We start from the raw sequence: 20,633 nt of genomic DNA on the forward strand, positions 1-20,633 counted from the left end.
TGCTACCCTAGGCGTGTTGCTGAGTGGCCATGCGCAGCCCGACGACCGGAATTTGCACCCTGGCGACCTTCTTGCTTGCCAGAGCGAACCGTTACCGAGGACGCCCCCCCCATGCCGCAGTCCTTTGCCTTTCTCCTGCTGCCCGGCTTTTCCGCCCTGGGCTTCATCGCCACCCTGGAACCCCTGCGGGTGGCCAATCGCTTTCGGCCGGGCAGCTATGCCTGGCGCATCCTCGGGCGTGACGGCGTGGCGGTGACCGCCAGCAACGGCATGTCGGTCAACGTCGACGGCGGTCTGGAGGCGCTAACGCCAGGGACCACCCTGTTCGTGGTGGCCGGCTTCGAACCCCTGGCCCACTACGACGACGGCCTCGCCAGCTGGCTGCGCCAGGTCGCTCGCCAGGCGCATCCCCTGGGCGGCATCGACACCGGCGCCCTGATCCTGGCCAGGGCCGGTCTGTTGGACGGGCATCGTGTCACCCTGCACTGGGAAGCGGTGGCGGCCTTTCGCGAAGCCTGGCCGCAGCTGTCGGTGACCGGCGAATTGTTCGAGATCGATCGCGGGCGCATTACCTGCGCCGGGGGCACGGCGAGTCTCGATCTGCTGCTGGAGCTGATCGGCCGCAGCCACGGTAGCGAACTGGCGGTGCAGGTCTCCGAGCAGTTCGTGCTGGGGCGTATCCGACCGCCACGGGAGCACCAGCGGCTGCAGGTGGCGCAGCGCTACGGCATCGCCAATCGCAAGCTGATCCGCGTGGTGGAGCGCATGGAGCGCCATACCGAGACGCCCCTGGGCACCCTGGAGCTGGCTGCCGGCATCCAGGTGACCCGCCGCCAGCTGGAACGGCTGTTTCGCCTGCACCTGGACACGACTCCTTCCATCTTCTATCTGCAACTGCGCCTGGATCGGGCCCGCCAGCTGCTGCAGCAGGGTGACGCCAGCGTGCTGGAGGTCGCCCTGGCCTGCGGTTTCGAGTCCGCCTCCTACTTTTCCCGCTGCTACCGGCAGCGCTTCGGCCTGAGTCCGCGGGAGGATCGACCGCACCGGTCGTCGGCACCGGAGGCCGCCGCGGTGGTCGAGGCCCTGCCGCCAGGGTAGACCGACCCGGTCACTGACGCTTCTGGTGATACCTCTGTCGTTTTTGCATCCGGTCGGCCGGAACCCCAGGGCTATGCTGGCCTCGAATCGCCGGCAGTCGTTCCGGCGCAAGACTTTCGCCGGAGCCCGTCATGAATGCCACCGAACTCCACGCCGACAGCATCGTCATCGACGGGCTGATCATCGCCAAGTGGAACCGCGAACTCTTCGAAGACATGCGCAAGGGTGGCCTGACCGCCGCCAACTGCACCGTCTCGGTGTGGGAGGGCTTCCAGGCCACGGTCAACAACATCGCCGCCAGCCAGAAGCTGATCCGCGAATGCAGCGACCTGGTGGTCCAGGTGCGCACCACCGCCGAGATCCGCCAGGCCAAGGCCCAGGGCAAGACCGGCATCCTGTTCGGCTTCCAGAACGCCCACGCCTTCGAAGACCAGATCGGCTACGTCGAGATCTTCAAGCAGCTCGGCGTGGGCATCGTACAGATGTGCTACAACACCCAGAACCTGGTGGGCACCGGCTGCTACGAGCGTGACGGCGGCCTGTCCGGCTTCGGTCGCGAGATCGTCGCCGAGATGAACCGCGTCGGCATCATGTGCGACCTCTCCCATGTCGGCTCCAAGACCAGCGAGGAAGTCATCCTCGAGTCCAAGAAGCCGGTCTGCTACTCCCATTGCCTGCCCTCGGGCCTGAAAGAGCATCCGCGCAACAAGTCGGACGAAGAGCTGAAGTTCATCGCCGACCACGGCGGCTTCGTCGGCGTGACCATGTTCGCGCCCTTCCTGGCCAAGGGCATCGACTCGACCATCGACGACTACGCCGAAGCCATCGAGTACGTCATGAACCTGGTCGGCGAAGATGCCATCGGCATCGGCACCGACTTCACCCAGGGCCATGGCCACGACTTCTTCGAGTGGCTGACCCACGACAAGGGCTACGCCCGCCGCCTGACCAGCTTCGGCAAGATCGTCAACCCGCTGGGTATCCGTACCGTCGGCGAATTCCCCAACCTGACCGAGACCCTGCTCAAGCGCGGCATGCCCGAGCGCACCGTGCGCAAGGTCATGGGCGAGAACTGGATGCGCATCCTCGGCGAAGTCTGGGGCGAGTAGTGAATACCCCGGGAGCCTACTGCGCACCCCGCTAGCGGCGTCGCGTCCTCGCGCCAGGTTCGCCGTACCTCGGTACCGCTCTCACCTGGCGCGCTACGGCTCCACAGGCATTCACCCACACCTTTCATAAATACGTAACGCAAATTCGGAGCCCACACATGGCCAGCCACGCCCCCGAAATGCCCATCCAGGTCGACGACGAAACCGGCGTCTGGACCACCGACGCCCTGCCGATGCTGTACGTACCCCGGCACTTCTTCGTCAACAACCACATGGGCATCGAAGAAGTCCTGGGCGCCGACAAGTACGCCGAGATCCTCTACAAGGCCGGCTACAAGTCCGCCTGGCACTGGTGCGAGAAGGAAGCCGAGTGCCATGGCATCCAGGGCGCCGCGGTGTTCGAGCACTACATGAAGCGCCTGTCGCAGCGCGGCTGGGGCCTGTTCGAGACCCAGAAGCTCGACCTGGAGACCGGCCATGCCGAGGTCAAGCTCAAGCATTCGGCCTTCGTCTACGTCTACGGCAAGGTCAACCGCAAGGTGGACTACATGTTCACCGGCTGGTTCTCCGGCGCCATCGACCAGATCCTGGCGGCCAAGGGCAGTGCCATCCGCACCGTCACCGTGCAGGAATACAGCGGTTCCGAAGAAGGCCACGACGATGGCCTGTTCGTGACCCGCCCGCTGTAACGCGATTTCGTAGGGTGGCGCCGCCACCCTAGCGACACCCAGAGCAAGAGCGCGGCTGCAGACCGCGCACCAGCCGATCGAGGAGAAGGTCATGGCCTTCGAAGCAATGTTCCAGCCGATCCAGATCGGCAAGCTCACCATCCGCAACCGCGTGCTCTCCACGGCCCATGCCGAGGTCTACGCCACTGACGGCGGCATGACCACCGAGAGATACGTCAAGTATTACGAAGAGAAGGCCAAGGGCGGCATCGGCCTGGCCATCTGCGGTGGTTCCTCGGTGGTCGCCATCGACAGCCCCCAGCACTGGTGGAGTTCGGTCAACCTCTCCACCGACCGCATCATTCCGCACTTCCAGAATCTGGCCGACGCCATGCACAAGCACGGCGCCAAGATCATGATCCAGATCACCCACATGGGCCGGCGCTCGCGTTGGGACGGCGGCCACTGGCCGACCCTGATGTCGCCGTCGGGCATCCGCGAGCCCGTGCACCGCGCCACCTGCAAGACCATCGAGCCGGAAGAGATCTGGCGGGTGATCGGCAACTTCGCCCAGGCTGCCCGCCGGGCCAAGGCCGGCGGCCTGGACGGCGTCGAACTGTCCGCCGTGCACCAGCACATGATCGACCAGTTCTGGTCGCCGCGGGTCAACAAGCGTACCGACGAGTGGGGCGGCAGCTTCGAGAACCGCATGAGATTCGGCATGGAAGTGCTCAAGGCCGTGCGCGCCGAAGTAGGCGACGACTTCTGCGTCGGCATGCGCATCACCGGAGACGAATTCCACCCCGATGGCCTGTCCCATGACGACATGAAGCAGATCGCCAAGTACTACGCCGATACCGGCATGCTCGACTTCATCGGCGTGGTCGGCTCGGGTTGCGATACCCACAACACCCTGGCCAACGTCATCCCCAACATGACCTATCCGCCGGAGCCCTTCCTGCACTTGGCCGCCGGCATCAAGGAGGTGGTCAACGTCCCGGTGCTGCACGCCCAGAACATCAAGGACCCCAACCAGGCCACCCGTATCCTGGAAGGCGGCTACGTCGACATGGTCGGCATGACCCGCGCCCATATCGCCGACCCGCACCTGATCACCAAGATCAAGATGGGCCAGGTCGACCAGATACGGCAGTGCGTCGGTGCCAACTACTGCATCGACCGCCAGTACCAGGGCCTGGACGTGCTGTGCATCCAGAACGCCGCCACCAGCCGCGAATACATGGGCCTGCCGCACATCATCGAGAAGTCCACCGGGCCCAAGCGCAAGGTGGTCATCGTCGGCGGTGGTCCCGCCGGCATGGAAGCCGCGCGCGTCTCCGCCGAGCGCGGCCATGACGTCACCCTGTTCGAGAAGCAGGAGCAGCTCGGTGGCCAGATCACCCTGGCCGCCCGCGCCCCGCAACGCGACCAGATCGCCGGTATCACCCGTTGGTACCAGCTGGAACTGGCACGGCTGGGTATCGACCTGCGCCTGGGCACCGCCGCCGATCCGGCGACCATCCTCGACCTGCGTCCGGACATCGTCATCCTGGCCAACGGCGGTCATCCCTTCCTGGAGCAGGTCGAGCACTGGCACGCTGCCGACGGCCTGGTCGTCAGCAGCTGGGACATCCTCTCGGGCAAGGTCGAGCCGGGCAAGAACGTGCTGGTCTATGACACCATCTGCGAATTCACCGGCATGTCCGTGGCCGACTACCTGGCCGACAAGGGTTCCCAGGTGGAAATCGTCACCGACGACATCAAGCCGGGTGTCGCCATCGGCGGCACCACCTTCCCGACCTACTACCGCAGCATGTATCCCAAGGAAGTGATCATGACCGGCGACCTGATGCTGGAAAAGGTCTACGCCGAGGGCGACAAGAAGGTCGCGGTGCTGGAAAACGAATACACCGGCGCCCGTGAAGAGCGCGTGGTGGATCAGGTGGTCATCGAGAACGGCGTGCGCCCGGACGAGGGGCTTTACTACGCCCTCAAGGAAGGCTCGCGCAACAAAGGCCAGATGGACATCGAGGCGCTGTTCGCCATCGAGCCCCAGCCGGCGCTGAGCGAGACCGGCAATGGCTACCTGCTGTACCGCATCGGCGATTGCGTGGCCCAGCGCAACACCCACGCCGCCATCTACGACGCCCTGCGCCTGTGCAAGGACTTCTGAAGACTATCGCGGCCTTGGGCCGCTCCTACAGTAATGCCTGAACCCGTAGGAGCGGCCCATGGCCGCGATCAGCCCACCTCTTGCGGCCGCGCCTGCGGGGCCCGCCCTGTGAGGATAGATCGATGTTGAACACCATCCTCCCCATCCTGCTCTTCGCCGCCCTGGCGCTCACCGTGATCGGTGCCCTGCGGCGTTTCAGTCTCTGGCGGCAGGGCCGTCCCGCCCAGGTCGACTGGGTCGGCGGGCTGCTGAAGATGCCGCGCCGCTACCTGGTGGATCTCCACCACGTGGTCGACCGCGACAAGTACATTTCCAAGACCCACGTGGCCACCGCTGGCGGCTTCGTCCTGGCCGCGCTCCTGGCCATCCTGGTGCACGGCTTCGGCCTGCACAGCCGTATCCTCGGCTGGGCGCTGCTGGCGGCCACTGTCTGCATGTTCACCGGTGCCCTGTTCGTCGCCAAACGGCGCCGCAACCCGCCGGCACGGCTGTCCAAGGGGCCTTGGATGCGCCTGCCGAAGAGCCTGCTGGCCTTCGCGGCGAGCTTCTTCATCGCCACCCTGCCGGTTGCCGGCATCCTGCCGCCGGACTTCGGTGGTTGGATTCTTGCCGCGATCCTGGCGGTCGGCGTGGCCTGGGGCGTATCCGAACTCTTCCTCGGCATGACCTGGGGCGGCCCCATCAAGCACGCCTTCGCCGGTGCCCTGCACCTGGCCTGGCACCGCCGCGCCGAGCGCTTCAGCACCCCGAGCGACGCTCATCCCCCGCGCTCCAGCGGCCTCAAGGCCCTGGACCTGAACGATCCGAAGGCTCCGTTGGGGGTGGAAAAGCCCGCCGACTTCACCTGGAACCAACTGCTCGGCTTCGACGCCTGCGTCCAGTGCGGCCGTTGCGAAGCCATGTGCCCGGCCTTCGCTGCCGGCCAGCCGCTCAACCCCAAGAAGCTGATCCAGGACATGGTGGTCGGTCTCAAGGGCGGCAGCGATGCCCATTATTTCGGCTCGCCCTATCCCGGCAAGCCGGTGGGCGAGCACGCCGGTGGTCCGCACCTGCCCATCGTCGCCCGTCAGGGCAAGGCCTTGGTGGATGCCGAGACCCTCTGGTCCTGCACCACCTGCCGTGCCTGCGTCGAGGAATGCCCGATGATGATCGAGCACGTCGATGCCATCGTCGACATGCGCCGGCACCTGACCCTGGAACGCGGCGAGACGCCGAACAAGGGTGCCGAAGTACTGGAAAACCTCATCGCCACCGACAACCCCGGCGGTTTCGCCCCGGGTGGGCGCCTGAACTGGGCCGCCGACCTGGACCTGCCGTTGATGAAGGACAAGGCCCAGGCCGAGGTGCTGTTCTGGGTCGGCGACGGTGCCTTCGACATGCGCAACCAACGCACCCTGCGTGCCTTCGTCAAGGTGCTCAAGGCAGCCAAGGTGGACTTCGCCGTGCTCGGCCTGGAAGAGCGCGACAGCGGTGACGTAGCGCGTCGCCTGGGCGACGAGGCGACCTTCCAGCAGCTGGCCAAGCGCAACATCGAGACCCTGAGCAAATATCGCTTCCAGACCATCGTCTCCTGCGATCCGCACAGCTTCCATGTGCTCAAGAACGAATACGGCGCCCTGGGCGGCCACTATCAGGTCCAGCACCACAGCACCTTCATCGAGACCCTGCTCAGCCGCGGCACCCTGCACCTGTGCCAGCACGCCCTGGCCGACCAGGGCGCCACCATCACCTATCACGATCCCTGCTACCTGGGTCGCTACAATGGCGAGTACGAGGCCCCGCGCGCCGTGCTCAAGGCGCTGGGCATCGCGGTCAAGGAGATGGAACGTTCCGGCTTCCGCTCGCGTTGCTGCGGCGGTGGCGGCGGTGCCCCCATCACCGACATCCCCGGCAAGCAGCGGATTCCCGATATGCGCATGGTCGACATCAAGGAAACCGGCGCTGAGCTGGTGGCCGTGGGTTGCCCTCAGTGCACCCTGATGCTGGAAGGTGTGGTCGCGCCGCGCCCGGAGATCAAGGACATCGCCGAGCTGGTCGCCGAGGCCATCGTCGAGGCACCAGTGGACAGCAAGCCAGCAGCCGCGCGGCGGCCGTTGGCAGAGGCGCTGTCGTGATTCTGCGCGGTGGCCCCCTCACCCTAACCCTCTCCCCGCGGGGAGAGGGGATGGCTACCGGTGTCCGGCCAGCTCAGTCGTTTTTCGCCCCCTCTCCCCTCGGGGGAGAGGGCTGGGGTGAGGGGCCCACCGCGTCCCTCATCCGCAATCCCAACACGGAGCGCTCCGCATGAGCATCATTCGTCGCGACCCGCGCCGCGAGTGGATCGCGCGCAACCGTCTGCATCCCCTGCATGCGAGTATCGCCAGCAGCGCCGATGCTGAAAGCCGCTGGATGGGCCCCAACGGCCTGGTCCGCAAGAATCCCCATGCCGCCGCGGCCGGTTTCGTCGGGCCCCAGGGCCTCAAGCGGATCGACCGCAGCGGCGCCCAGCAGGGCGGTGGCCGGCGCGGTGCGTTCCAGGCGGTGGAAGAACAACTGCCGCTGCACCGGATCACCGAGCCGGCCTTCTATATCGCCGTGGTCCCCGACCTGGTCAGCGGTCGCCTGACCGCCCACGACCGCGACCTGCTGGGCCTGGCCCGGCAACTGGCCGGTGCCGAGGGCGCCGTGTTGGCGGTGGTCTTCGGCGAGGTCAAGGAAACCGCCTTCGATACCGCCGGCGTGGATCGCCTGCTACATCTGGAGGGCGAACAATTCCAGGGCTATGCACCCGAGCAACGGGTCCTGGCCCTGCGCGCGGTGAATGGCGAACTCCAGCCGCGGCACTGGCTGCTGCCCGATAGCCGCAGCGGTGGCGGTGAATTGGGTCGGCGCCTGGGTGCGGCCCTGCACGAGCGCCCCGCCACCCGCGTCTGGCAGGTCAAGGACGGCGTGGCCACCGGTCGTGCCGGTGCCGGTCGCCAGGATCTGCAACAACCGCTGCCACGCCTGGTGCTGGCTCTGCCGGAATGCGCGGAGCCGGTCGGCGAGACCCGCCACGAAGTCCTGCCGCTGCAGTTGAGCGGCAGCATCGCCCGCCATCTGCCGCGTATCGAGGACCTCGGCCCGGTCGCCGTCGACCCCATGCAGATTCCACTCGGCGAAGCCGAATTCATCCTTTCCGGTGGCAACGGTATCAGCGACTGGAACCTGTTCCACAGCACCGCCGCCATCCTGGGCGCCACCGAAGGCGCTTCGCGGGTGGCGGTGGACGACGGCCATATGCCGCGCAACCGTCAGGTCGGCGCCACCGGTACCTGGGTCACCGCCCGGGTCTATCTGGCCGTGGGCATCTCCGGCGCCGTGCAGCATCTGCAGGGCATCGCCAGTTGCGACAAGGTCATCGCCATCAATACCAATCCGGGCTGCGACATGGTCAAGCGTGCCGATCTGTCGGTGATCGGTGATGGTGACGCCATCCTGGCTGCCCTGGCGCGTCTGGTCGAACAACAGCGGGCGGAGGGCTTGCAGGATGTCGCTTGAGCAGCAGCTGCCGTCACTGGACGGCGTGAATGTCGTGGCCCTGGTCTCCGTCGGTGCCCATCCCACGTCCGGGCGGGCGCGGCGAGCGGAGCAGGATGCCCGCGCTGTGGAACTCGGCCTACGTCTGGTCGGCGAGCGCCTGCGCGTACTGCATGCCGGTGATCCCGCCGAGGAAGCCCTGCGTGGCTACCTCGGCATGGGCGTGCCGGCCTTGCACGTGCTGGAGCAGCCAGCGGGCGCCGATGCCCTGCCAGCGCTCGGTGAGACCCTGCGCGAGGTCGGTGCCGGCCTGGTGCTGACGGGTAGCCAGGCGGAGACGGGCGAGGGCTCCGGGCTGTTGCCCTATCTGCTGGCGGAAACCCTGGGCTGGCCCCTGGTGGTTGGCCTCGCCGCGGTGGAAGCCGTGGAAGGCGGCCAGGCGACCGTACTGCAAGCCCTGCCGCGGGGTCAGCGCCGGCGGCTACGGGTACGGCTGCCCTTCGTCGCCAGCGTCGACAGTGCCGCCCCGTCCCCCCGGCAAAGCGCCTTCGGCCCGGCCCGCCGTGGCGAGCTGCAGGTGGAGACCACCGAGGTGGTGCAGGACAGCCTGTTCGAGGATGGCGAATTGCAGCCGGCCAAGGCACGCCCCAAGCGCCTCAAGGTGATCAAGGCCAAGACCGCCGCCGACCGCTTCAAGGCCGCCACGGCCAAGGCTTCCGGCGATGGCGGTCAGGTCCTGAAGGACCTGGCTCCCGAAGCCGCGGCCGCCGCCATCCTCAAGGTATTGCGCGAGGAAGGCGTGGTGCGCTGACGCGCTTGCGCCCTCTCCCTCCGGGAGAGGGCTGGGGTGAGGGCAGGCGTGGCACCCGAGCACCAGGTGGAAAAGGCTGCGCCGTTTTCTACGCTACGGTGCTGATTGTTCTTTTATCGTGGCCATGGCGGTCCGCCGATGCGGCCGCTCCTACAGTAATGGTTGAACCCGTAGGAGCGGCCCATGGCCGCGATATAGGCTCAGGCGCTCGTCAGTGCGCCTCATCCCAATTCCCACCCACGCCCGATTCCACCACCAGCGGCACGTCCAACTGGCCGGCGCCGCTCATCAGCGGTAGCAGGCCTTCGCGTAGGCGCTCCACCTGGTCTTCGCGCACCTCTAGGACCAATTCATCGTGCACCTGCAGGATGACCCGGGCGTCGAGGTCCGGGGTCGACTGCAACCAGCCGTCCACGGCGATCATGGCGCGCTTGATGATATCCGCCGCGGTGCCCTGCATGGGCGCGTTGATCGCGGCGCGCTCGGCGGCGCGTCTCAGGCCCTGATTCTTGGAGTGGATGTCCGGCAGGTACAGCCGGCGCCCGTAGAGGGTCTCCACGTAGCCCTGGTCCACCACCTGGGCGCGGGTGCGCTCCATGTAGGCCAGCACGCCCGGATAGCGCTGGAAGTAGCGGTCGATGTAGGCCTGGGCCTCGGCGCGGCCGACGCCGATCTGCTTGGCCAGGCCGAAGGCGCTCATGCCGTAGATCAGGCCGAAGTTAATGGCCTTGGCGCGCCGACGGTCCTCGTTGCTGACCTCCTCCAGGGGCACGCCCATCACCTCGGCGGCGGTGGCGCGGTGCACGTCCAGATCGTTCTGGAAGGCGTGCAGCAGGCCTTCGTCCTGGGCCAGGTGGGCCATGATGCGCAATTCGATCTGCGAGTAGTCCGCCGCCAGCAGGCGATAACCCTGGGGCGCGACGAAGGCCTGGCGGATACGCCGGCCCTCGGCGGTGCGGATCGGGATGTTCTGCAGGTTCGGGTCACTGGAGGACAGCCGGCCGGTGGCCGTCACCGCCTGGTGGTAGCTGGTGTGGATGCGCTTGGTGCGCGGATTGATCTGCTGCGGCAACTTGTCGGTGTAGGTGCTCTTGAGCTTGCTCATCTGCCGGTACTGCATCAGCACCTTGGGCAGCGGGAAGTCCTGGTCGGCCAGTTCCTGCAGCACCGCCTCGGCGGTGGAGGGCTGGCCGGAGGCGGTCTTGCTGACGATGGGCAGGCCCAGCTTGACGAAGAGAATCTCGCCCAGCTGCTTGGGGGAGCCCAGGTTGAATTCCTGGCCGGCCAGTTCATAGGCCTCCTTCTCCAGTTCGAGCATCTTCTCGCCCAGCTCGCGGCTCTGCACCCCGAGCAGCGCCGAATCCACCAGGGCGCCGTTGCGCTCGATGCGCGCCAGCGCCGGTACCAGGGGCATCTCGATGTCGCGCAGCACCGACGCCAGGCCAGGTACGGCTTCCAGCTTGGGCCAGAGCGTCTCGTGCAGGCGCAGGGTGACGTCGGCATCCTCGGCGGCATAGGGCCCGGCCTGCTCGATGGCGATCTGGTCGAAAGTCAGCTGCTTGGCGCCCTTGCCGGCGATGTCTTCGAAGCGGATGGTGCTGTGGCCCAGATACTTGAGCGCCAGGCTGTCCATGTCGTGGCGGGTGGCGGTGGCGTCCAGCACATAGGATTCGAGCATGGTGTCGAAGGCGATGCCCTGGATCTTGATGTCGTAGCGATCCAGCACATTGAGGTCGTACTTGCCGTGCTGCATCACCTTGAGCTTGGCTGGGTCTTCCAAGAGTGGCTTCAGCGCAGCCAGCACCCCTTGCAGATCGAGCTGGGTCGGCGCGCCCATGTAGCTGTGCGCCAGGGGCACGTAGGCGGCCTGGCCCGGCGCCACGGCGAAGGACAGGCCCACCAGGTCAGCGCGCTGGGCATCGATGCTGGTGGTCTCGGTATCGAAGGCGAAGCAGTCGGCGGCTCGCAGCCGTGCCAGCCAGGCGTCGAAGTCGGCCTGTTCCAGCACGGTGTCGTAGTGGGTTTCGACCTGGGTGGCGGCGCTATCCTCGGCCAGCGGCAGGGGCGCACCCTTGGCCTTGGTGTCGCGGATCAGGTCATCCAGCCAGGACTTGAATTCCAGCTCCTGGTAGAGCGCCATCAGGGCTTCCACATGGGGTTCGCCGACGGTGAGCTCTTCGAAGCTCAGCTCCAGCGGCACGTCCAGCTTGATGGTGGCGAGCTGGTAGGACAGGTAGGCCTGTTCGCGATGCTGGTCCAGCTTGGCGGCCAGGGACTTGGCGCCGCGCAGGGGCAGGGCGGCCACGGCCTCGAGGTTGGCATAGAGGGTATCCAGGCCACCGCCGATGCCGTTGAGCAGGCCGGCGGCGGTCTTCTCGCCCACCCCCGGCACCCCGGGGATGTTATCGATCTTGTCACCCATCAGCGCCAGGTAGTCGATGATCAACTCAGGACCGACGCCGAACTTGGTCTTCACCCCTTCGACGTCCAGCACACTGCCGCTCATGGTGTTGACCAGGGTGACGTAGGGGCAGACCAGCTGGGCCATGTCCTTGTCGCCGGTGGAGATCACCACCGGGCGCTCGGCGCTGGCGCAGTGGCGGGCGAGGGTGCCGATGACGTCGTCGGCTTCCACTCCTTCGACGGCCAGCAGGGGCAGACCCAGGGCGCGGATGCAGGCGTGCAGCGGCTCGACCTGGCTGCGCAGGTCGTCGGGCATGGCCGGGCGCTGGGCCTTGTAGTCGGCGAAGAGTTCGTCGCGGAAGGTCGGGCCCTTGGCGTCGAAGACCACCGCGAAGAGGCTGTCCGGATACTGTCGGCGCAGCGAGAGCAGCATGTTGAGCACGCCCTTCACCGCGCCGGTCGGCTTGCCGGTGGAGGTCATCAGCGGCGGCAGGGCATGGAAGGCGCGATAGAGATAGGAGGAACCGTCCACCAGGACGAGAGGGGCGTGGCTCATGGTCTAGACCTTTGTCGTGGCGTGTGCGGCGTCTGTCCGGCCAGTCTCGACGACGGCAAGGCCGGGTTCTAGAATCGACCACTCGCTCCGTTCAAAAGGTCAAAGGTTACCATGGGTGCTCGTCGCTTCCTCTTCGCCGCGTTGCTGCTGGCCCCGTTGGTGCAGGCCGCCGAGCCGCTGCCGCCGGGGGAAAAGCCCCTGCCTGACGAGATCAAGGTGATCCGCTACCAGGCCGGCGACCAGACCATCGAGGAGACGCGCATCCGCGGCGTGCTGCAGTCCACCCGGGTGATCCCCAAGCATGGCGCGCCCTATGAACTGGTGCCCGCCGATGGCAGCAGCACCGCGTCCAACGACAAACCCACCCTGCACGTGCCCAGCTGGCGCCTGTTCAGCTGGTAGGCGCGGGGCGTCTGGACCGGTAAACTGCGCGCCGCTCGCACACTCTCCCGCCAGGCCCCGTCATGTCCGTCTTCACGCCCCTCGACCGTCCCACCCTCGAAGCCTTTCTCGCGCCCTATGGCCTGGGCCGGCTGCGGGATTTCCGGGGTATCGCCGAGGGCTCGGAAAACACCAACTACTTCATCAGCCTGGAAGGCGGCGAGTTCGTCCTGACCCTGGTGGAGCGTGGGCCGGTGGCGGAGATGCCCTTCTTCATCGAGCTGCTCGACGTGCTGCACGACGCCGACCTGCCGGTGCCCTATGCGGTGCGCACCCAGGATGGCGAGGCCCTGCGCCAGCTGGCCGGCAAGCCGGCGCTGCTGCAACCGCGGCTGGCCGGTCGCCACGAGCGCGCGCCCAATCCCCATCATTGCAGCGAAGTCGGCCACCTGCTGGGCCATCTGCACCGGGCTACCGCGGGTGAAAAACGCATCGAGCGCGCCAGTGATCGCGGCCTGGCCTGGATGCTGGCCGAAGGCGAGCGCCTGGCGCCGACCCTGGACGCGACCGCCCGGCCGTTGCTGGAACGCACCCTGGCGGAGATCCGCGAGCTGCTGAGCGAGCAGCCGCCGCTGCCCGAAGCCAACCTGCATGGCGACCTGTTCCGCGACAACGTGATGTTCGATGGACCCCGGTTGTCGGGCGTCATCGACTTCTACAACGCCAGTTCCGGCTGGATGCTCTATGACCTCGCCATCACGGTGAACGACTGGTGCTCCACCGACAGCGGCGCCGTGGACCTGCCGCGGGCCCGGGCGCTGCTGGCGGCCTATGCCGCCGACCGCCACTTCACGCCGCGCGAGGCCGAGCTGTGGCCGGTGCTGCTGCGCGTGGCCTGCGTACGCTTCTGGCTGTCGCGCCTGATCGCCGCCCAGGCCTTTGCCGGCCAGGACGTGCTGATCCACGATCCGGTCGAATTCCAGCAGCGCCTGGCGGCGCGGCAGCAGCCCGTGCTGGAACTGCCGCTGACCTTGTAAGGCTCGGGTTCCACGTGGAACCTGTCAGTTGAACCCTCGCTATAGCGACAATAGCCGCTCGATGACGGGCTGCGCCTGCCCCTGGCGCTGCCAGATCAAGGTTGCCCTGAGCAGGCTGCCCGGCGCGGTGCCGAATCGACTGAGCACCGGGCACCCATCGCCCTTGGCTTCACCGGCCTGGCGGGTACGGGCGACGCCCGCCGGCCCCTGCATTTCCAGCAGCAGCTCATAGCTGACCGGTGTGGCCTCGCCGGCGAAGCACAACCGCACCTGGGCACCCCCGGACTGGGGTTGCAGCTCCAGCTCGACGCTGCCGAAGGCGCCGCCTGCGAGGGGCAGGAGGGCCGTTAGCAGCCAGGCGGCGCGGCTCACCGCTGGTTGATGGTGGCGCTGTTGCCGAAGCCGTTCTGCGAGATCCGTGCGCTGTCGTTGAAGCCGTTGAAGTTGGCCGAGGTCTGCAGGATGCTCGCGCGGTTGCTGTCGCCGACCTGGCTGATGCTGGCGGTGCTGATGGCGCTGGTGGTGTCGAGGCGCGCCTCGTTGCCGTTGCCGGTCTGGACGATGCTGGTCTGGTTGCTGTCGCCGCGCACGGTGGCGCTGGCCAGGTTGTCGTCGCCGGTGGAGCTACCGCTGAAGCGGTTGCCGCGGCCAGCCTGGTCGACGTTCAGCTCGTTGCGGTTGCCGTCCTGGGTGAAGGTCAGTTCGTTGAACTTGCCGGAGGAGGAGACGATAGCGACATTGGCCTGGCCGCGCTGGGTGAGTTCCACGGTGTCGACCGAATAGCCCTGCTGGGTCAAGGATAGGCGGTTGTCGCTGCCGAGCTGATTGAGAGTGGCCAGGGCGCTGTCGCCGCTCTGGTCGACCCGCACCTGGTTGTTGTCGCCGTTCTGCTCCAGGGTCAGTTGGGCATTGGACGCCACCTGGGTCAGGGTACCGCTGTTGCTGCCCACGGAGCTGACGGTGGCCTGGTTGCCGAAGCCATCCTGGGTCAGGTTGTGGACGCTGCTGCCGGCTTCCTGGCGCAGGGTCGCGACGTTGCCTACGGCGTAGCCGTAAACGTCCCCGCCCTGGGTGATGGTGGCACTGCTGGCGCCGGTCTGGACCACGCTGATCGCGTTGTTCTCGCCCTGCAGCTGATAGAGGGTCGCGTTGTTGCCGGCGCCGCTCTGGTCCAGGGTGATGGTGCCGCTGTTGCCGTCCTGCTGGAGGCTGGCGGTGTTGTTCTGGGCGAGGACACTGCCGGCGGCGAGGGCCAGGGTCAGGGCGGCCAGTGGCCTGAGTAGAAACATCTGTCTGATCTCCATGAATGCCATCAGCGGTACTGCCGTACCACCGTGTGCTGGTTGTTTCCGTACTGGACGATGCGGCTGGAGAGCCCCGAGCCGTACTGTTCGATGCGGGCGTCACCCTGGACGCCCAACTGGCGGATGTCCGCGCGGTTGTCGCTGCCGACCTGCTCGATGCTGGCGACGTTGCCGTAGCCGCCTTGCAGGATGACGGCATTCAAGTCGCTGCCGTCTTGCAGCAGGCGGGCCTCCTGGGCGGCGCCGCTCTGGGCGATGTAACCCCGCAGCGCGGTGCCGCGCTGCTCGATGAGCGCCTGGTTGCCGGCGCCGACCTGCAGGATGGCCGCGTCGCGCTGGGCCGCTGGCACGGCGCCCAGGTCATCGGTCTCCATGAGGTCGGCGGCGAAGGCGGGAGCGGCCAGGCCCAGCATCAGGGCGAGGCGGGCGGCGAGGCCGCTGGCGGAACTGCGCATGGCTATCACCATCATGGCGTGGAGGCTGTCGCGAAGCATTGTCCGGAGCCGCCTGGCCCATCGCTATCGCTCCAGGGAGCGAAACCGGTCGGGTGGGAGGCTTAATGCCTAACGGCGGGTCGGCTCCAGGTACTTGGTCAGCGCTGGATCGCGGGCATCGCGTCCATCGGCCACCAGCCACAGACGCCGCTCCACGCCCTGGGCGACCAGATGGGCGACCGCCGCCTCGATGGCCGAGAGCACACACAGCTGCGCCGGCTCGTTGGTGGTGTAGCCGGACTCGGCTTCGAGCAGCTTCTTGAATTCGATGAACTTGAAGACCCCGGCCTGGCGCCCGATGGAGTAGATGGTCTTGGAGGTCATGACGTTGGCCAGCACCCGGCCGCTGCGGGTATCGATGGCGCGCAGGTTCACCGTCACCTGGTCGACCCGGTATTCCTCGGACAGACCGATGCCCAGGTAGCGTGCCCCTTCGCCGCCGCTGCGCACGTTGGTGTCGTAGGCCACCACGCCACCTTCGAGCAACAGGTTGGCCGCCTGCAGCGAGGGCAGGGCCTGCTGCAGATTCTCCGGCTGATCGGGTTTGCTCTGGGTGGCGCGGATGATCTTGCGCTCGGTCAGCAGGTTCTGCAGGCCCTCGCGCTCGAGCACCACGAACCAGCCGCTGGCCTGCAGGGCGTCCACCAGCATGCTGCCGGCGCCCTGGGTGACGGCGGTGGAGAAGGAGCTGGCCGGATTGGGCTTGTACTGGCCGGTCTGGTCGCGAAAGCCATAGACGGCGGCCACCAGCGGACCCTTGGGCGGCGGCAGGGCCAGCAGGTCGTAATAGGTGGAGGCGCGTGGCGTCAGGGTCGGAGCGGCGTTCTGTTCGGCGGGCATGGGGTCGCGGACGCAGCCGGTCAGGACGAGGGCGGCAGTCAGGGCGGCCGCCAGGGAAAAGACGTTCATGGCAGGCATCCGTGCTCAGGGTTGATTGAAGCCGTTGACGGAGATTTCCGAAATCTCCCCGGTACCGCGATCGGTGATCTGCACGGTCAGGTTGCCGGAGTCGTCGACGATGTTGACGATGAACTGATCGGTGGAGAGCGTGCCGGAGTTGCCGTCCTGGATGTTGGTCAGCACCTGGGACAGCAACCGCGATTCCAGCTGGCTGGTGAAGCGCTCCAGGGGCGACTGGCTGCTGGCGCTGCTGCGCAGGTCGGGATCCTTGTGACGATCCTGGGCGGTGGCGTTGTTCAGCAGGTAGGTGCCATTGAGCGGGTTGCCGCCGAAGGACGGATTCACCGGCGCATAGACCAGCTCGGTGGCCATGGTCGGGGCGACGCCCAGGGTGCAGAGCAGGGGCAGGGCCTTCCAGGCGTGCGCGTTCATAACTCGTCCTTATCCATGTCGAAAGTGTCCTGCAGGAGGTTCTCCAGACGCCGTCGGGTGATGCCCTCGTGGACCTGGTCCGCCGCGGCATAGGCGGCATCCTTGAGTTCGCTGTTGTTCGGCGGAATGAACTGGCGATAGAGCAGGCGCTGCTCGTACTCCACCCAGACCAGGCTGCCCCAGCGCGCCGAGGGTCGCTCGCGTACCACCAGGTTGAAGTCCAGCTCGGTGGTGTCGGTCAGGCGGTCGGCGAAGTGGCGATAGAAGTCGTGGCCGAAGCGGGAGATGGTGTTGTCCACCAGCAGGCCCTGGATCACCTCGCCCTCGGCACGCACCATGCCGCTCATCAGCAGGCCGAGCAGCAGCCAGGCCACCTTCACCCCGGCAGATCCTGGCCGGAATGGAAACGCAGCGCCGCCTCGGCGCGATTGGCGGCGCCGGTCTTGCGCAGCAGGTTGTGCATGTGACTCTTCACCGTGTGGGTGCTCAGGCAGAGCGCCTCGCCGATGGCGGCATTGGAAAGGCCACGGCCGACCAGCCGCAGGATCTCCCGCTCGCGGCGGGTCAGGCCATCGGCGGCGATACTCGGCCGCTCGCGCGAACGGCGCAGCAGGTGGGCGAGGATGGCGCGCGGCAGCCAGTCCTCGCCGGCCAGCAGGGCGCCCAGGCCCTGCAGCAGTTGTTCGGGGCTGGCCTGCGGAGCGAACACGCCCTGGATCGCGGGAAACCGCTCGACCCAGGGCAGGGCCTGTTCGGACGTGGCGTTGAGAAAGGCCACGGTGGCGACCGGCGGCTGGCCTTCCAGCCAACGCTCGAGTTGCGCCACTGGCACGCTGCCGAGATCGACCAGCACCAGGCTGGCGTCGCCGACGTCATCCAGTTCGCGGGCCAGGATCAGCTCGATGCCGTGGCGTTCGTGCAGGAAAGGCTTGAGCAATTCCGCCAGGAGGACGTTCGCCGTCGTCAGGCGGACCTTTCTCGCAGGGTCCGTGCGCATGTCCATATGTGCTGCCTCATCATCCGTTGCGCGAACGCTGAGACAAATCGACCCGCACGACAAGCGAAAACTGACCGATTTCCAGCGACTTAACGGCTCTGTGGACCGTTTGGCAGATTGCTGCCGTGCTGGCTTCTAGCCGCTAAATCCAAAGGATTAGTTCGGAGGATCGAACGGCTAAGGAGGCACCGACAGGCGGCCAGGTGCCTCTTGGCCTCAACGGGTGAGGGTGACCTTGCGCAGGTGTCGCGGCTGATCCGGGTCCTGGCCGCGGGCCTCGGCCAGCAGCGCGGCCAGGCGGTAGAAACTCTGGATCGCCAGCAGGCCGTCCAGGTCGGGATGGCCGGCGGTGACCAGGGGCAGGTCGCGTTCGGCGACGTCGTCCGGGGCGGCCAGCAGCACCCGGGCGCCGCGCCCGCGGAGGTCGCGGGCCAGATGCAATAGGCCGGCCTGTTCCGGGCCGCGCAGAGCGAAGATCAGCAGCGGATAGCCACGCTCCACCAGGGCCAGGGGGCCATGCTGCAACTCGGCGCCACTGAAGGCTTCGCCTTGCAGCGCCGAGGTTTCCTTGAGCTTGAGCGCGGCTTCCTGGGCGATGGCGAAGCCCGGGCCGCGACCCACCACCATGCAGCGCTCGGCGTCGCGCAGCACCGTCAGCGCCGGCGCCCAACTCAACTCGGCGGCACGATCCAGGGCCGTGGGCAGCGCCGTCCCGGCGGCGAGCAGGGTCTCGTCCTGCTGCCAGTGGGCGATCAGCCGCGCCGCGGCGGCCAGGGTGGCGATGAAGCTCTTGGTCGCGGCGATGCTGTGCTCAGGACCTGCCTGCACCCCCAGGGCGTGGCGGCAGGCCAGCGCCAGGGGCGAGTCGATCTCGTTGACCAGCGCCGCGGTACGGGCGCCGTAGCGATCTAGGGCGGTGAGGGTCTCGATCAGATCGGGGCTGCGGCCGGACTGGGAAAAGCCCAGGGCGAGCTGGCCTTCGACGCGCAGCGGCGCCTGGCGCAGGGTCACCAGGGAGGGTGGCAAGGACAGCACCGGAAGACCCAGGTGGGCCATGGCCAGATAGGCGAAGTAGCTCGCCGCATGATCCGAACTGCCACGGGCCACGGTGAGCGCCAGCTGGGGCGGATTGGCCCTGAGATCGGCCGCCAGGTCCGCCAGGGCCTGGTCGATGGTCTCCAGTTGGCGGGCGACGGCCGCCCCGCTGGCGGCGGCTTCTGCGAGCATGAGCGAGGTCAAGAGGGTCTCCTTGGGCGAACGCCTAGGGTCGCACTCTGCCACTCCTGGCCGGGCGCGACCAGCCGACCTTGGTCAGTCCCCGTCGTCCGCCGCGCCACCCGTGAATTGTAGGTCGTGCTTGCGCAGCTTGTCGGATAGTGTCTTGCGCGGCAGGCCCAGGGCCTCGGCGAGACTGCGCAGGGAGGCATGGGGCTGGGCCAGTTCGCGCTGGATGAGCTCGCGCTCGAAGGCCTCCACCTGTTCGCCCAGGCCCGCGGCCAGGCCTGACGGTTGTATCGCGACGACGGGGGGCGGCGCCGCCGCCGGCGCTGTGCCCATGGGCGCCAGGGGGGCATAGGCGCTGTTATCCAGGGCCAGGTCCAGCCCCAGGGCGAAGCGCTCGGCGGCATTCTGCAATTCGCGTACGTTGCCCGGCCAGCTGTGGGCGATGAGCGCGGCGCGCTGCTCGGCATCGGGCTCGCGCCCCGGCGTGCCATGGCGCTCGGCGGCGGCCAGGGCGAAGTGGCGGAACAGCGGCAGGATGTCTTCGCTGCGCTCGCGCAGGGCGGGAATACGCAGGGTGGCGACGTTCAACCGGTAGTAGAGGTCGGCGCGGAAACGACCCTGGTCGGCGGCCTGGCGCAGGTCTTCCTTGGTCGCGGCGATCACCCGGATGTCCAGCGGGATCTGCTGGTTGGAGCCCAGCCGCTCGACCTTGCGCTCCTGCAGCAGGCGCAGCAGCTTGACCTGGACGTCCAGGCTCATGCTCTCGATCTCGTCGAGGAAGAGGGTGCCGCCGCTGGCATATTCGAACTTGCCAATGCGACGTTTCTGGGCGCCGGTGAAGGCACCCTGCTCGTGGCCGAAGAGTTCGCTTTCCACCACAGACTCGGCGAGGGCGCCAGCGTTGATGGCGACGAAGGGACCGTCGCGGCGGTTCGACAGATCGTGCAGCGCGCGGGCCACCACCTCCTTGCCGGCACCGGTTTCGCCGTGAATCAGCACATCGGCCTGGGTCGCCGCCAGGGCGCCGATCTGGTCGCGCAGGCGGGCGATGCCCGGGGTCTGGCCGATCAAGCGCATCTGCAATTCCTGGCGCTCGGCCAGGGCCAGGCGCAGGCTGCGGTTCTCCAGCACCAGATGGCGGGCGCCCAGGGCGCGGCGCACGCTGTCGATCAGGGCGTCGTTGGCGAAGGGCTTTTCCAGGAAGTCATAGGCCCCGGCGCGCATGGCCTGCACCGCCAGGGGCACGTCGCCGTGGCCGGTGATGAGCACCACCGGTAGTTCGGCGTCGCGCTGGTGCAGCTGGGCGAGCAACTCCAGGCCATCGATGCCGGGCATGCGGATGTCGCTGACCACCACGCCGGGCCAGTCGCGCACGGCGACCATGTCCAGCTCACGGGCATCGGCCAGGGTGGTCACCTTGAAGCCGGCCAGATCCAGGGTCTGGCTCAGCGCCAGGCGCAGATGGGCATCGTCGTCGATCAGCAGGATCTGGCTGGCGGGATCGAAGGGGGGCAAGGTGTTCATGACAAAGACCTGAATGTGGGAGGC

The 20,633-nt window shown here is 67.4% G+C and carries 19 protein-coding genes; 9 read left to right on the plus strand and 10 right to left on the minus strand.

Going from position 1 to position 20,633, the window contains the following annotated elements:
* The first annotated feature begins 111 nt into the window (after nucleotides 1–111).
* The 7 genes from QZ471_RS16585 to QZ471_RS16615 all read left to right on the plus strand — a co-directional run bounded on the left by QZ471_RS16585 (nucleotide 112) and on the right by QZ471_RS16615 (nucleotide 9,357).
* Nucleotides 112–1,098: a GlxA family transcriptional regulator gene (locus tag QZ471_RS16585; RefSeq protein WP_295465763.1), complete on the plus strand. Its 987-nt coding sequence runs from the start codon at nucleotides 112–114 to the stop codon at nucleotides 1,096–1,098.
* 131 nt (nucleotides 1,099–1,229) lie between these two features.
* On the plus strand, nucleotides 1,230–2,207 hold the full coding sequence (locus QZ471_RS16590; RefSeq protein WP_295465765.1) for a dipeptidase: 978 nt from the start codon (nucleotides 1,230–1,232) through the stop codon (nucleotides 2,205–2,207).
* A 158-nt stretch (nucleotides 2,208–2,365) separates the two neighbouring features.
* Nucleotides 2,366–2,896 (plus strand): DUF5943 domain-containing protein, encoded by a 531-nt coding sequence (locus tag QZ471_RS16595; RefSeq protein ID WP_295465767.1) that lies wholly within the window; start codon nucleotides 2,366–2,368, stop codon nucleotides 2,894–2,896.
* 91 nt (nucleotides 2,897–2,987) lie between these two features.
* Complete coding sequence (dgcA, locus tag QZ471_RS16600; RefSeq protein ID WP_295465769.1) at nucleotides 2,988–5,048, plus strand: dimethylglycine demethylation protein DgcA; 2,061 nt, start codon at nucleotides 2,988–2,990, stop codon at nucleotides 5,046–5,048.
* 122 nt (nucleotides 5,049–5,170) lie between these two features.
* Complete coding sequence (gene dgcB / locus QZ471_RS16605) at nucleotides 5,171–7,162, plus strand: dimethylglycine demethylation protein DgcB (RefSeq protein WP_295465771.1); 1,992 nt, start codon at nucleotides 5,171–5,173, stop codon at nucleotides 7,160–7,162.
* Between the two features lie 169 nt (nucleotides 7,163–7,331).
* Entirely contained in the window at nucleotides 7,332–8,567 is a 1,236-nt protein-coding gene (locus QZ471_RS16610) for an electron transfer flavoprotein subunit alpha/FixB family protein (RefSeq protein WP_295465773.1), read from the plus strand.
* Between the two features lie 16 nt (nucleotides 8,568–8,583).
* On the plus strand, nucleotides 8,584–9,357 hold the full coding sequence (locus QZ471_RS16615) for an electron transfer flavoprotein subunit beta (protein WP_295465964.1): 774 nt from the start codon (nucleotides 8,584–8,586) through the stop codon (nucleotides 9,355–9,357).
* A 211-nt stretch (nucleotides 9,358–9,568) separates the two neighbouring features.
* On the opposite strand, the gene polA is transcribed toward QZ471_RS16615, so the two are convergent.
* A complete protein-coding gene (gene polA, locus QZ471_RS16620) occupies nucleotides 9,569–12,316 on the minus strand; it encodes a DNA polymerase I (protein WP_295465775.1) in 2,748 nt (915 codons plus the stop codon).
* Nucleotides 12,317–12,427: 111 nt separating this feature from the next.
* Between polA and QZ471_RS16625 the strand changes: the two genes are divergently transcribed.
* Complete coding sequence (locus tag QZ471_RS16625; RefSeq protein ID WP_017641593.1) at nucleotides 12,428–12,718, plus strand: DUF2782 domain-containing protein; 291 nt, start codon at nucleotides 12,428–12,430, stop codon at nucleotides 12,716–12,718.
* Nucleotides 12,719–12,780: 62 nt separating this feature from the next.
* Nucleotides 12,781–13,734, plus strand: coding sequence for a homoserine kinase (locus QZ471_RS16630; protein ID WP_295465778.1), 954 nt, complete (start codon nucleotides 12,781–12,783; stop codon nucleotides 13,732–13,734).
* A 39-nt stretch (nucleotides 13,735–13,773) separates the two neighbouring features.
* Here the strand turns inward: QZ471_RS16630 and QZ471_RS16635 are convergent, their stop codons facing one another.
* The 9 genes from QZ471_RS16635 to QZ471_RS16675 form a co-directional block, all read right to left on the minus strand.
* Nucleotides 13,774–14,106: a hypothetical protein gene (locus QZ471_RS16635; RefSeq protein WP_295465780.1), complete on the minus strand. Its 333-nt coding sequence runs from the start codon at nucleotides 14,104–14,106 to the stop codon at nucleotides 13,774–13,776.
* Nucleotides 14,103–15,023, minus strand: coding sequence for a hypothetical protein (locus tag QZ471_RS16640; RefSeq protein WP_295465782.1), 921 nt, complete (start codon nucleotides 15,021–15,023; stop codon nucleotides 14,103–14,105). The genes QZ471_RS16635 and QZ471_RS16640 overlap by 4 nt, the downstream gene beginning before the upstream one ends.
* 23 nt (nucleotides 15,024–15,046) lie before the next feature.
* Nucleotides 15,047–15,493, minus strand: coding sequence for a curli fiber surface-exposed nucleator CsgB (locus QZ471_RS16645; protein ID WP_295465784.1), 447 nt, complete (start codon nucleotides 15,491–15,493; stop codon nucleotides 15,047–15,049).
* 108 nt (nucleotides 15,494–15,601) lie between these two features.
* Entirely contained in the window at nucleotides 15,602–16,441 is an 840-nt protein-coding gene (locus QZ471_RS16650; protein ID WP_295465786.1) for a CsgG/HfaB family protein, read from the minus strand.
* A 15-nt stretch (nucleotides 16,442–16,456) separates the two neighbouring features.
* Nucleotides 16,457–16,864, minus strand: a complete 408-nt coding sequence (locus tag QZ471_RS16655; RefSeq protein ID WP_295465788.1) for a curli assembly protein CsgF — start codon at nucleotides 16,862–16,864, stop codon at nucleotides 16,457–16,459.
* The gene (gene csgE / locus QZ471_RS16660; protein ID WP_295465966.1) at nucleotides 16,861–17,211 is read right to left on the minus strand and encodes a curli production assembly/transport protein CsgE; all 351 of its coding nucleotides are present in this window, start codon (nucleotides 17,209–17,211) and stop codon (nucleotides 16,861–16,863) included. Before csgE ends, QZ471_RS16655 begins: the two co-directional genes overlap by 4 nt.
* 29 nt (nucleotides 17,212–17,240) lie before the next feature.
* On the minus strand, nucleotides 17,241–17,861 hold the full coding sequence (locus QZ471_RS16665) for a LuxR C-terminal-related transcriptional regulator (RefSeq protein ID WP_295465790.1): 621 nt from the start codon (nucleotides 17,859–17,861) through the stop codon (nucleotides 17,241–17,243).
* Between the two features lie 216 nt (nucleotides 17,862–18,077).
* On the minus strand, nucleotides 18,078–19,088 hold the full coding sequence (locus tag QZ471_RS16670) for an SIS domain-containing protein (RefSeq protein ID WP_295465968.1): 1,011 nt from the start codon (nucleotides 19,086–19,088) through the stop codon (nucleotides 18,078–18,080).
* Between the two features lie 84 nt (nucleotides 19,089–19,172).
* Complete coding sequence (locus tag QZ471_RS16675; protein WP_295465792.1) at nucleotides 19,173–20,609, minus strand: sigma-54 dependent transcriptional regulator; 1,437 nt, start codon at nucleotides 20,607–20,609, stop codon at nucleotides 19,173–19,175.
* Between the last annotated feature and the right edge of the window lie 24 nt (nucleotides 20,610–20,633).

It is taken from the genome of uncultured Pseudomonas sp. (assembly GCF_913774235.1).
In the GTDB taxonomy this organism is placed as follows: Bacteria; Pseudomonadota; Gammaproteobacteria; order Pseudomonadales; family Pseudomonadaceae; genus Chryseomonas.

What these genes read in the sequence shown, in the direction of transcription:
- QZ471_RS16585 (WP_295465763.1), top strand. Translation starts at nt 112, where the DNA reads ATGCCGCAGTCCTTTGCCTTTCTCCTGCTGCCCGGCTTTTCCGCCCTG.
- QZ471_RS16590 (WP_295465765.1), top strand. Translation starts at nt 1,230, where the DNA reads ATGAATGCCACCGAACTCCACGCCGACAGCATCGTCATCGACGGGCTG.
- QZ471_RS16595 (WP_295465767.1), top strand. Translation starts at nt 2,366, where the DNA reads ATGGCCAGCCACGCCCCCGAAATGCCCATCCAGGTCGACGACGAAACC.
- dgcA (WP_295465769.1), top strand. Translation starts at nt 2,988, where the DNA reads ATGGCCTTCGAAGCAATGTTCCAGCCGATCCAGATCGGCAAGCTCACC.
- dgcB (WP_295465771.1), top strand. Translation starts at nt 5,171, where the DNA reads ATGTTGAACACCATCCTCCCCATCCTGCTCTTCGCCGCCCTGGCGCTC.
- QZ471_RS16610 (WP_295465773.1), top strand. Translation starts at nt 7,332, where the DNA reads ATGAGCATCATTCGTCGCGACCCGCGCCGCGAGTGGATCGCGCGCAAC.
- polA (WP_295465775.1), bottom strand. Translation starts at nt 12,316, where the DNA reads ATGAGCCACGCCCCTCTCGTCCTGGTGGACGGTTCCTCCTATCTCTAT.
- QZ471_RS16625 (WP_017641593.1), top strand. Translation starts at nt 12,428, where the DNA reads ATGGGTGCTCGTCGCTTCCTCTTCGCCGCGTTGCTGCTGGCCCCGTTG.
- QZ471_RS16630 (WP_295465778.1), top strand. Translation starts at nt 12,781, where the DNA reads ATGTCCGTCTTCACGCCCCTCGACCGTCCCACCCTCGAAGCCTTTCTC.
- QZ471_RS16640 (WP_295465782.1), bottom strand. Translation starts at nt 15,023, where the DNA reads ATGTTTCTACTCAGGCCACTGGCCGCCCTGACCCTGGCCCTCGCCGCC.
- QZ471_RS16645 (WP_295465784.1), bottom strand. Translation starts at nt 15,493, where the DNA reads ATGCGCAGTTCCGCCAGCGGCCTCGCCGCCCGCCTCGCCCTGATGCTG.
- QZ471_RS16650 (WP_295465786.1), bottom strand. Translation starts at nt 16,441, where the DNA reads ATGAACGTCTTTTCCCTGGCGGCCGCCCTGACTGCCGCCCTCGTCCTG.
- QZ471_RS16655 (WP_295465788.1), bottom strand. Translation starts at nt 16,864, where the DNA reads ATGAACGCGCACGCCTGGAAGGCCCTGCCCCTGCTCTGCACCCTGGGC.
- csgE (WP_295465966.1), bottom strand. Translation starts at nt 17,211, where the DNA reads ATGAGCGGCATGGTGCGTGCCGAGGGCGAGGTGATCCAGGGCCTGCTG.
- QZ471_RS16665 (WP_295465790.1), bottom strand. Translation starts at nt 17,861, where the DNA reads ATGCGCACGGACCCTGCGAGAAAGGTCCGCCTGACGACGGCGAACGTC.
- QZ471_RS16670 (WP_295465968.1), bottom strand. Translation starts at nt 19,088, where the DNA reads ATGCTCGCAGAAGCCGCCGCCAGCGGGGCGGCCGTCGCCCGCCAACTG.
- QZ471_RS16675 (WP_295465792.1), bottom strand. Translation starts at nt 20,609, where the DNA reads ATGAACACCTTGCCCCCCTTCGATCCCGCCAGCCAGATCCTGCTGATC.